Origin of the sequence: Proteus sp. G3927, from assembly GCF_963894685.1 — a bacterium.
GTDB classification, from domain to species: Bacteria; Pseudomonadota; Gammaproteobacteria; order Enterobacterales; family Enterobacteriaceae; genus Proteus; species Proteus mirabilis.
Map to the genome: position 1 here is coordinate 64343 of NZ_CAWQGX010000018.1, position 12032 is coordinate 76374.

Annotated in this window: 9 protein-coding genes; 1 reads left to right on the forward strand and 8 read right to left on the reverse strand. The window is 41.4% G+C overall.

Features of this window, described 5'->3' with window-relative positions; genetic code table 11:
• Positions 1–49: 49 nt before the first annotated feature.
• The 6 genes from selB to fdnG all read right to left on the reverse strand — a co-directional run bounded on the left by selB (position 50) and on the right by fdnG (position 9085).
• Positions 50–1912: a selenocysteine-specific translation elongation factor gene (gene selB, locus AACV00_RS06005; protein WP_020946492.1), complete on the reverse strand. Its 1863-nt coding sequence runs from the start codon at positions 1910–1912 to the stop codon at positions 50–52.
• Positions 1909–3300 carry an L-seryl-tRNA(Sec) selenium transferase gene (gene selA, locus AACV00_RS06010; RefSeq protein ID WP_004249787.1) on the reverse strand — a complete coding sequence of 464 codons (1392 nt, stop codon included), beginning with the start codon at positions 3298–3300 and terminating at the stop codon, positions 1909–1911. The genes selB and selA overlap by 4 nt, the downstream gene beginning before the upstream one ends.
• Before the next feature lie 15 nt (positions 3301–3315).
• Positions 3316–4236, reverse strand: coding sequence for a formate dehydrogenase accessory protein FdhE (gene fdhE, locus AACV00_RS06015; RefSeq protein ID WP_004246539.1), 921 nt, complete (start codon positions 4234–4236; stop codon positions 3316–3318).
• A gap of 198 nt (positions 4237–4434) precedes the next feature.
• Entirely contained in the window at positions 4435–5091 is a 657-nt protein-coding gene (gene fdoI / locus AACV00_RS06020; RefSeq protein ID WP_004246538.1) for a formate dehydrogenase cytochrome b556 subunit, read from the reverse strand.
• Positions 5088–6026: a formate dehydrogenase subunit beta gene (fdxH, locus tag AACV00_RS06025; RefSeq protein WP_004246537.1), complete on the reverse strand. Its 939-nt coding sequence runs from the start codon at positions 6024–6026 to the stop codon at positions 5088–5090. The genes fdoI and fdxH overlap by 4 nt, the downstream gene beginning before the upstream one ends.
• A gap of 11 nt (positions 6027–6037) precedes the next feature.
• Positions 6038–9085: a formate dehydrogenase-N subunit alpha gene (gene fdnG / locus AACV00_RS06030; protein WP_080633831.1), complete on the reverse strand. Its 3048-nt coding sequence runs from the start codon at positions 9083–9085 to the stop codon at positions 6038–6040.
• A 179-nt stretch (positions 9086–9264) separates the two neighbouring features.
• Here fdnG and fdhD point away from each other — a divergent pair, with 179 nt between their 5' ends.
• A complete protein-coding gene (gene fdhD, locus AACV00_RS06035) occupies positions 9265–10095 on the forward strand; it encodes a formate dehydrogenase accessory sulfurtransferase FdhD (protein WP_161680112.1) in 831 nt (276 codons plus the stop codon).
• On the opposite strand, the gene AACV00_RS06040 is transcribed toward fdhD, so the two are convergent.
• Positions 10092–10853, reverse strand: coding sequence for a GNAT family N-acetyltransferase (locus tag AACV00_RS06040; RefSeq protein ID WP_004249783.1), 762 nt, complete (start codon positions 10851–10853; stop codon positions 10092–10094). The two genes, fdhD and AACV00_RS06040, sit on opposite strands and share 4 nt — an antisense overlap.
• Before the next feature lie 19 nt (positions 10854–10872).
• Entirely contained in the window at positions 10873–11748 is an 876-nt protein-coding gene (locus AACV00_RS06045; RefSeq protein WP_004246527.1) for an ATP-grasp fold amidoligase family protein, read from the reverse strand.
• Positions 11749–12032: the final 284 nt, after the last annotated feature.

Below are 12032 nucleotides of genomic sequence, written 5' to 3' on the forward strand. Positions count from 1 at the left end.
ATTGGCTGAATGCTCATATCCAGCCAATCATAAAGAGTAACCAGTTAAGTTAGAATAACCCTTTATCTCGTAAGATATGAAGATCTTTTTTACGTCGAGTGAACCCTGTTCGGTCAAAATACTCAAGAATTTGTACGGCAAGTTTGCGACCTACGGCCAGTTCATCACGAAAATCGGCTGCGGTCACACTGCCGTTAGTTTCGTTATATTTTACGATGATAGCGGCAAATTTTTCTATCGAATCATGAGTATAATAGCGATCGGCAATAATGGGGATAATAAGACCTAGTTGAGCGGCTTTGCGTAATAAGCCTCGTATGACTTTTTCATCATTTTTCATTTCATGGGCGAGATCACGAACCCACCAAGGCTCTGATTGTTGAAAATAGTTTTTGGCAATCTGCCATAGTGCCTCTTGCTCTGCTGTGAAAGCTAACCCATGTGTTGGTAGATGTAGCCAGCCTCGAGTTTGCTTAATAGCACCTTCTTGGCGTAACTGATCAATTAAGTGATAAACCAGCTCATCGTGATAAGTGGGAAGAGCCATACGTTTTAAACGGGAACGGCCCACACCCATTTGATCGTTATGTTGCTGGTGATATTCTTCTAGTGTGCGTAATAGCTTTGCTTTGGCCTGTTCGGCATTGGCTTTCGAAATGACGACGCCGGAAATAGAAATAACATCAAAGGTGGTTAATAGCGTATCAAGTGCAGTTTCCGTCAGTTGCTGTGCCCAAGCAAATTGCGTCAATAACAATTCACCTTTGGGTAAATAGAGTGCGAGGTTATCACTCACCGTGTTGGCTTTATCAAGTGCACTTAGCCAAGATAAAAATTCAGCTTGTCGTTTACCCCGACGAGGAGAGTGTAAGCAGAGCACTTTGGCAGCCGCTAAAGTTCGTTGTGCACTGATATCGCGTAAAATCAGTCTATCGTTATCCACCAGCCACAAGGGTTCATCAAGAATAAGCTCTGCTAATAGCGGTGTTTCATCGGTATTATTTAATAGTGCAATACGTCCTGTAATATGGCGTGTACCATGATGAATATGAACCGGTTGCCAATGTTTAATAGGTTCATCAGCTGTTAGACTGACTAATATTTTGTGTGAAGGATAAAGTGGTGCTTGTGATAGTAACCAATCACCACGAGAAACCGTTTCTTTACTGACATCACCACTAATATTTATCGCAATGCGCATACCTGCACCAGCTTGTTCTACTGGCTGATTTTGCGCATGTAATGCCCTAATTCTTACCGGTTTGTCTGCACCGGTTAGCCAAAAAGTATCACCTAGCGCAATTTGCCCGGCAAGTGCTGTACCTGTGACCACCAAACCCGCACCTTTAATACTAAATACACGATCAATTGCTAAGCGAAAACGCTTATGCCATTGAGGGTGTTGTTGCTCTTGCTGATGTAGAGTAACTAAATAGTCCCGTAATGGCGCGATACCCGCGCCAGTTGAGGCTGAAGTGACAAAGATTTGTGGTGCTGACCAACCTAGATTAAGTAAGTGTGTAGTTATCTGCTGTTTAACTTCATCAATACGTGGCGGCTCTACACGATCTGCTTTGGTGAGGATCACCGTGATGTTTGGACAACCGGCAAGACGTAAGATAGCTGTATGTTCAATAGTTTGTGCCATCACACCGTCATCACAAGCGACAATTAATAAGGCGTGAGAAATTCCCCCAATACCTGCCAACATATTAGAAAGAAACTTTTCATGACCGGGGACATCGACAAAACCAATGACTGATCCATCGGTTTGTGGCCAATAGGCATAACCTAAATCGATGGTCATACCGCGTTTTTTCTCTTCAGGTAAGTGAGTTGTATCTACACCGGTGATCGCTTGTATTAATGTTGTTTTTCCGTGGTCTACGTGACCGGCTGTCGCAAAAATCATAGTGATAGAGCCTGTATTAATGCATTTTCATCCTCAAGACAACGTAGGTCGAGCCATAAGCGACCATCCGTAATACGGCCGATAATAGGTTTTTCTAGGTTACGCCAATGTGCCGCAAGGGCATCTAATTGACTTCCTTTCCCATCTTTGGCAGCAAAGGTAAGGGCTGCACTGGGTAAGCTTTCAATCGGTAATGAGCCACTTCCTATTTGCGAAGCACATGAGGATATTGTGATATGGTAGTTATCGCCATAATATGCCTGAAAATGAGGAAGTAACCGTTGCGCCATATCATGAATTTCGGTTTGTGTACGAGTGAGTAAACGTAATGTCGGGATATCCTTGATCATTTTTTCAGGTTGTTGATAAAGTCTTAAGGTGGCATCTAATGCTGCCAATGTCATTTTATCGACACGTAACGCTCGTTTTAGGGGGTGATGTTGGATGGCTTCTATCCACGCTTTTTTACCTAAAATAATTCCTGCTTGTGGGCCACCTAATAGTTTATCTCCTGAAAAAGTGACTAAATCTATACCCTGTTGCAAATAGTCCTGTGGCATCGGCTCGCTAGGTAAACCCAGAGCAGCCAAATTGGTCATAGAGCCACTGCCTAAGTCTATGGCGGTGGGTAAATTCATCTCTTTACCCAGCGCAGCAAGTTGTGCACCTTCAACTTCAGCGGTAAAGCCTTGAATGCTGTAGTTACTGGTATGAACTTTCATTAGCAACCCAGTATTTTCGTTAATCGCGTTACGGTAATCTTTTAGATGGGTACGGTTAGTGGTTCCCACCTCTTTTAAACGACATCCCGCTTGGCACATCACATCAGGAATACGAAAAGCACCGCCGATTTCAACTAATTCGCCACGAGAAACAACCACTTCTTTATCTGGTGCGACGGTGGCCAGCATTAATAAAACGGCAGCTGCATTATTATTAACAATACAAGCATCTTCGGCGCCAGTTAATTCACATAACAGATCGGCAATGGCTCGATCACGATGTCCTCGAGAAGCACCATCAAGGGAGTATTCTAATGTTGCCGGAGAGCGCATGACTTGGCTTACCGCTTCAATCGCTGACTCTGCCATTAACGCACGACCTAAATTGGTGTGTAATACCGTCCCTGTTAAATTAAAAACCGGTTTTATGGCGGCTTTTCGTTGTAATGCAATACGATTTTTTAATTCTTCCGCCCAATTATCATGCCATTGCGGTAACTGATTATTTTGTCGAATAATGATACGCGCTTCTTCTTGTAGTTTGCGTAAATGTTCAACGATAAAGGTCTGCCCATAACCATCAACTAAAGTTTGAATGTCAACCTGATGGAGCAAACTGTCTATCGATGACAGTTGACTGTAAAGTGAACGCGTATCATGTGTCATGTTAATACCTAATTATTATTCATTGGGGAATAGAAGGGGGTTAATACTACTGCGTGCAAAACCTTCTTCTTCCATTTTTGCATCAAGAATAAGGGAGGCTAAATCGTCAGCTACAGCATCGACGTTAGCATCTTTTTCTTGGTATAAAATTTTTAAATAACTACCACAATCGCCACAGCTTTCTGCTTTGACTGGCGCATTTTCACTATCAAGAGACCAGTAATTTAATTTGCCCGTTAGTTCACAATTAGTACATTTTATACGTACCACGTGCCATTCGGTTTCACATAAATTACAGTGTAAATAACGCAGTCCTTGAGTGGTGCCAATTTGTACCATACTCGATACAGGCATACTGTTACAAACGGGGCAAAATTGGCGATTTTCGCCATATTCTGTTTTCGCTTTACCGGGAATGTTTGCCGCCAGTTGCGCCCAGTAAAGTGATAATGCCGCCCAAATAAACACTGATTTATCAGCGGAAACTTTTGAGTATTCATCGTTTAATAGTGCTGTTGCCATCTCTTCTAATTCGGTTTCAGAGGCTTTAGAGAGATTTTCTAAGGCAATTTTAGCACTTTCAGGTACAACGGATTGTAATTCCGCAATGATTGAGGCGAGTAATGCATGCCAATGCTTACTACGCTTAAAGGTCTTTTTATCTAACGGCGCTATACCCGTTTGTTGAGAAAGTAACGGGGTTAAATCTAATTCAAGCGGGTTATCATGTAATGCTTTTTCTTGTGCTAAGGCAATTTCGGCAGCAAATTCAAGATAATCAGCGAAAGGATTGTCTTTGGCTAATGCTTGAAAACGTTCAGCACGACGTTGGTAGAGGTTTTTTAAATTCGGGAATAACACCGGTGGAATAAAGCTGATGCTTTTTTCTGATGGCTCTTTACCTAATTGCTCTTTAGGAACGATGCGAATACTCATAACGTTCTATCTTCCTTCATAGTGTATTACCTACAAATATTGGCATCAGAATAATGCAAAATTTTACTTGAAGCCATGACAGCAGGTAAGGATATAGTCAATTTCTTGTTTATTTACGCTTGAAGATGATCGGGTAAATAAAATAAAAACGGAGGCAACAGTCAGCCTCCGTTTGTTCAGCAAATTAGCGTTAGTGCATTATTTCTGTGACTGCTTTTCGGCTTCTTTTTTCTCTTCTTCCAGTACTTCACGATACCAGCGAGGATGGTGTTTTTTCGCCCAACCGCGAGTCACCCAACCTTCAACCATGCTACGAATTGAGCCTTTCACCCAAAACGCTGCATAAGCGTGAACGATAACGGTAATAATCAGTAAGATTGCGGCAAATGAGTGCACCAGCAATGCAATACGAATCACCGGAATGGAGAAATATTCAGCAAAATAAGGACGCCAGATGATGATGCCACTGACCGTCAGCAGGATCAAACTGATAGATAATGCCCAGTAAATGCCTTTCTGACCTAAGTTATAGTGACCAATATCACCCGCTTCTTCATTTTTTAGCACTTTATGAATATTTTTAGCCCAAACTAAGTCATCTTTATCAATAAAGTTGTACTTCAGGTATCTGAAGAACATAAAGATAAACAAAATCGCCATCGCACTCCCCACAAATGGGTGAAGTAAACGTGACAGTTGAGGCGTACCTAAAATGTTCATAAACCAGTTCAGAGATGGGAAGAAGAAACCCAAACCACTGATGGCTGTGAATAGAAATACAATCACAACAACCCAGTGATTAATTCGCTCTGATGCGGTATGGCGAAGAATTTTATCACCTTTCTTCTTCATCATTTTTGCTCCTCCTTATTCACAGAGGTCTGTGTTTTAGAAGATGCTTCCATCTCTTTTTGTGCCGCTTCTTCATCTTCTTCGGTGGTGCGGTTAGGGCCAACACCTAAGTAGTGGAAGATAGCACCTGCAAATGTAGCAGCAAAACCAACCGCCGCTAATGGTTTCCAAATACCTTTCCAGAATTTAACCGTTGAGCTAATTTCTGGGTTTTCTGGTAAACCATGGTACAGGTTGGGTTTATCCGCGTGATGAAGCACGTACATAACGTGTGTGCCACCAACGCCTTGTGGATCGTAGAGTCCAGCGTTGTCATAGCCACGAGTTTGTAACTCTGTAACACGTTCATTGGCAAGATTAATCATCGACTCTTTTGAGCCAAAATGGATAGCACCAGTCGGACAGGTTTTAACACAAGCCGGCTCTTGACCCACTTCAACACGGTCTACACACAAGGTGCATTTATAAGCACGGTTATCTTCTTCATTAATACGCGGTACGTTAAAAGGACAACCAGCAATACAGTAACCACATCCGATACAGTGCTCAGATTGGAAGTCCACAATACCATTAGCATATTGAATGATAGCGCCTTCCGCAGGACATGCTTTTAAACAGCCCGGATCAGCACAATGCATACAACCATCTTTACGGATCAACCATTCCAATTTGCCATTCTCTTCAACTTCAGAGAAACGCATCACTGTCCATGATTTAGCCGTTAAGTCCGTTGGGTTGTCATAAACACCGACGTTAGTACCAATTTTATCGCGGATATCGTTCCATTCAGAACAAGCAACCTGACAGGCTTTACAACCAATACAGGTGGTAACGTCGATAAGTTTTGCCACTTCTTCCTTGTAATCCCGCACTTGTGGTGCGGGAGTAAGGGAATTGGTGGCAGAGCGACGAATAATGTCTTGTGATTGCAGTGACATAATTTATCTCCTTACACCTTTTCCACATTAACAAGGAACGCTTTAAATTCTGGCGTTTGTGTATTTGCATCACCGACGAATGGCGTTAGGGTATTAGCAATAAAGCCTTTAACCGCAACCCCTTCAAAACCCCAGTGGATCGGAATACCAATGGTATCCACTTTGCGACCATCAACATCAAGTGTTCTAATACGTTTGGTCACTACAGCTTTTGCTTTAATGTAACCACGTTTGGAACTGACTTTAACGGTGTCACCTTGAGAAATACCTTTTTCTGCCGCTAACCGTTCACCGATTTCGATAAATTGTTGAGGCTGAATAATGGCATTTAACAGCGCATGTTTTGTCCAGAAGTGGAAATGCTCAGTCAGACGGTAAGTCGTACCTACATATGGGAACTCTTCTGCTTTACCCATCTCTTCCCAGTCATCTTTAAACACACGTGCTGCTGGGTTTGAAACAACATTTGGATGCAGTGGGTTGGTACCTAATGGGGTTTCAATTGGCTCATAGTGTTCAGGGAATGGACCTTCTGCCATCTTGTCGATAGCGAATAAACGCCCCATACCTTCAGGTTGCATAATAAATGGACCAACATCAGAGCCTGGTGCGGCATTGCTATAGTCAGGTACATCAATACCTGTCCATTTGCTACCATCCCATTCGATTAACTTGCGTTTTGGATCCCATGGTTGACCTTGTGGATCTGCTGATGCACGGTTGTAAATAATGCGACGGTTTAAAGGCCATGCCCACGCCCAACCTAATGTGTTACCCAAACCTGATGGGTCTGAGTTATCACGGTTAGCCATTTGGTTGCCTTTTTCTGTCCAGCTACCCGCGAAGATCCAACAGCCACTTGCCGTTGTACCATCATCACGTAACTGAGCAAATGAGCTTAGTTGCTGACCTTTCTTCAAAATGATATTGCCATCAGCGTCTTTTAAGTCGACAAGGGCTTTACCATTGCTCTCTTGAGCCACTTCTTCAGATGTTGGATTATTAGGATCAAAGTAATCCCAAGTCATATTCAACACCTGCTCAGGCATTGCGCCACCTTCTTCTTTATAAAGTTGGCGTAAACGATGGAAAATACCTGAGAGAATTTCACCATCAGGCAGTGCAATTCCTGGGGCATCAGCACCTTTCCAGTGCCATTGTAACCAGCGTCCTGAGTTAACAATAGAGCCGTTCTCTTCAGCAAAACAAGTCGTAGGTAGACGGAAAACTTCAGTTTGGATATCTGCTGTTTTCACATCATTCTCTTCACCGTGGTTTTGCCAGAAACAAGATGTTTCTGTATTTAACGGATCCATGGTGATAAGGAATTTCAGTTTTGATAATGAACGGATCACTTTGTTCTTATTCGGGAATGAAGCTACAGGGTTAAAGCCTTGGCAGATATAGCCATTGACTTCACCTTTATCCATCATTTCGAAATATTGCAGAACGTCGTATGGTTTATCCCATTTAGGTAATAGTGAGAATCCCCAATCGTTATCACGTTGAGCATGATCACCATAAAATGTCTTCATCATACTGACGAAGAATTTAGGATAGTTACCCCAGTAGTTAACCTGCCCTTGGACGGTCGGTTTTGGCGTATTGGCTGCTAAATAGGTTTCTAACGATGTTTGCTTTTCAGAAGGCAAGGTTAGGTAACCCGGTAAGCTTTGTGATAACAGACCAAGATCTGTTAAACCTTGAATATTAGAGTGACCACGTAGAGCATTAACACCGCCACCTGCCATACCCATATTACCTAACAGTAATTGGATCATCGCCATAGTACGAATGTTTTGTGCACCAACAGTGTGTTGAGTCCAGCCTAATGCATACAGGAAAGAGGCTGTTTTATCTTTCGCCGCTGTTTCAGCAATATATTCACAGACTTTTAAGAAATCTTCTTTTGGTGTACCACAAATCTGAGTGACCACATCAGGTGTGTAGCGACTAACGTGTTCTTTTAATAGATTCCAGACACAACGAGGATGTTGAAGCGTGGTGTCGCGTTTAGCGAAACCATTTTCATCCATCTCGTAATTCCAAGTGGTTTTATCATATTGACGTTTTTCAGGATCGTAACCACTAAAGAGACCATCATCAAAATGGTAATCTTCGCGTACAATCAAGCTGGCATTGGTATAAGCCTCAACGTACTCTTTTTGATATTTTTTATTTTCGAGCAGATATAAGATAACCCCCGATAAGAAGGTGATATCTGTACCTGAACGAATAGGCGTATAGAAATCCGCAACAGACGCAGTACGTGTGAAGCGAGGATCAATCACAATTAACTTGGCTTTATTATGGATTTTAGCTTCCATCGCCCAGCGGAAACCGACAGGGTGTGCTTCAGCCGCATTACCGCCCATAACGACGATAAGGTTGGCATTTTTCATATCAACCCAGTGGTTGGTCATCGCACCGCGACCAAATGTTGGAGCAAGACTTGCTACCGTTGGTCCGTGTCAGACACGCGCTTGGTTGTCGACAGCCAGCATCCCAAGTGCTCTTGAGAATTTCTGGGTCAAAAAGCCTGTTTCGTTACTTGCTGCGGAGGCACAAAGCATCCCCGTTGATAACCAACGGTTTACTTCAACACCTTCTTTATTGAATTTTTCGAAGTTGGCATCGCGATCTTTTTTCATTAAGCGTGCGATACGATCAAAGGTCTCTTCCCATGAAAGTTTTACCCATTTATCTGAGCCGGGAGCACGATATTCAGGATATTGTAAACGGCCTTTACTATGGATAAAATCAACGAGACCAGCACCTTTAGGACAAAGTGCACCACGGTTTACTGGGTGGTCAGGATCACCTTCAATATGGAATATGGTTTCTTTTGCGTTTTTCGCGCCATCGCCCAGACTATACATTAATAGTCCACAACCGACAGAACAGTACGTACAGGTATTGCGAGTTTCACGGGCACGCAGTAATTTATACTGACGTGAGCCTGCTAACGCAACAGCGGGTGCAAAACCTAAGGCAGCCGCTGTAGTACCTGCCATACCGCCAGCACAGATCTTAAAGAACTGTCTTCTGCTGACCTGCATGGGGTCTCTCCTCATCATACATTGCTTTTACTGACTCTGATTTTCTTCACGAAAACAGGAGCTGATTGTTTTTTTATTCCTATTATCCTTAATAGGATCAGGTTCATTGCCTGATAGGTAGTGTAAAATCGTTTTACCCGTATTGTTATTATGTATTAATAAAATTAGGAATTCATCTTATGGATGAAACAAAATCGACAAACTTGTTAACTAAACGTGTAATTGTTGGCATAGATCAAACAACTGTGCAACACAAAGGCTCCCTTAACCAAGCAGAGCAGGATTATATTGCACTCGAAGTTCCAGTTGCATTAGTGTACAACGGAATATCTCACGTTGTTATGATGGCAAGCCCTAAAAATTTAGAGTTATTTGCTGTCGGATTTTCCTTATCTGAAGGCATTATAGGATCTTCTAACGAAATTCGCAGTATTGAAATCGTTGAAAGTTGCCATGGTGGCACAGAAGTACAAATTGAATTATCAAGTCGGCGCTTTATGCAATTAAAAGAGCGACGTCGTAGTATGGCGGGGCGCACCGGATGCGGTATTTGTGGTACAGAACAATTATCAGAAATTTTTCGCCCTATAGCGCCATTACCTTTTACACAAACATTTTCACTCTCTTTGCTTGATAACGCACTCGAGCAACTAAAAACCGTACAGGAAATTGGCGAGCTAACAGGATGTACTCATGCCGCAGCTTGGCTATCTCCTGAGGGGCAATTACAAGGCGGTTGCGAAGATGTCGGGCGCCATGTAGCTCTTGATAAGTTGATTGGCTTAAAAACACAACAAAAGTGGACAGAGGGTGCAATATTAGTATCAAGTCGTGCAAGTTATGAAATGGTGCAAAAATCAGCAATGTGTGGTGCCGAAATTTTATTTGCGGTTTCCGCTGCTACCTCACTCGCCGTTGAAGTGGCGAATCAATATAATTTGACGCTGGTGGGTTTTTGTCGCCGTGGAAGAGCAACTGTTTTTACTCATCCACAACGACTCACTGATTAACGTATGCGGTGAAACATCCAAAGGTTGGGTTCCAGATAGACACCATATTGACGTTGAATATCGATATTTAACGGTGCCAGCCCCATAGGAATGGTGTAGTCACCACTGACAGGAAATCGTAATGAAGTCCATTGTTGCCATTTTTCTGTCGGTGCTTCAATTTTCATAGACTGTGGGGCAATTTTGATCGTGGTGGCACCTAAGCGCCAATGTGTACGTATCCAAGGATCAAAAGGCTCATTATTATCGTTTTTCCATTGGCAATATTCAGCAAAAGAGTGCAATGGATAACAATGTTTTAATGTAGGGCGTACAGGTACAGCAACACCGAGGTAACCTTGTTTTTTTGCATGCTCCTTTAAGGTATTAATTAAGCGTTGAGCAATACCTTTCCCCCGATAATGATGATCGATAGTAACCGACAAAGCAGAAATAAGATGGCAAGGTAATTGTTGTTCTTCAGCCTCCATGCCTAGCTGAAAAACACGATCCCAACCTTCATCCGGTAAATCGTTGAGAGAGTTGGTTTGCCAAGGTAACGCAATGGAGTTAATTACACCGATAACCTTTTCTTCTGTTTGCGTTTTTAATACCGCCATAAATTGGTAATGGGAAAAAGGCACATCATATAAGCGTTCCCAATAGCTATCATCAACAGAAGTTCCCATCATAAAAGCAGGCCAATGGTTGGCTATCATGGCTTCTGCTTTATCTAACAAATCGCTGCGATGGTAAAAATCGGTGATAAATATATTCATGATATACATATACCTTTTGTTAAGAAGCAATAGGTGTCCATAGTTCACCTAATTTATAGTCCCACTCTTTTGGTTTAATGGGAATGCGCCCCGCATTGGGGGTAAAGGTCATTTCACTAAACAGTAGTGTGGTTTCTGACATTAAAAAATCGACCCGACAATAGGCAAAACCGTTAGCTAATTTGTTGGCTAATGTGAGCATATTGTCAAATTGTAGCGGTTTTTCAATATATTCTGGGGTATTGGGATCTTCTAAAGTAAAAGGCTGTAATTGCCATTGTGTATCATAAACATTGATATACTCGCATCCCTTTGTATCCGAAATATCAATTTCCGCATAATGAGGCTGACCATGAAAACAGTGGATACGGCATGTGGTTGGGATCATCGGGCATTGAGTATCAAAAAGGTCGATATACTCTTCACAGATAATTTGCGCACTAATATTTTTATAATGCCATTCACGAGTAACGTGGTAGAGATTTCTCTTTAAATGAAAATTAAGTTTCTTTTTTGCCATCTCCAAATCAAATTGAGATTTATCAAGGCAAATAATAGTACTGCCACTGTCATGATTACATTTTAATACGAAACGGTTAGGTAGTGTATTAAGTTCGATTTCATTTGGATGGCGATAAGTATTAAGGATTTTGACCAGATATTTTTCGCCTATCTTTTCTTTTACATACTCCCTGACACTGATTTTATCTGCTAAGCGTGTATAGATAGGATCTCTATCAAATAACATACGTGCATTGATTTTTTCATTCAATGACATGGGGTGGCGAAAATTAGGTTGATAACCTAAGTTACGAATAAATTTATTTTTTAGATAAACACGATCTGGCTGTGCGAGCGTGCGTAATTGTTTGAAATAATATTCTAAAATTTTCATATGCAACTGTTTATTTTAAATATTTAAGTAAGATAAATATAAATTTTTATTTATATAATTTTGCCTTAGGAGAAATTAATTTTTTATTAATTTAGCCTTAATATTTTTATGTATTTATAGAAAACAAAAATACAAAAGAATACAGATATATTCTTTGTTGTATTATCATTTTTTTATATAGAATCAATGGCTTTCTAGATAAGCTTTATAGAATAAAAAAACTATTATAGAAGAGAAAGCAATATTGACATTAAGAGAGAATTAATAAAAAGATGAGAAATTAA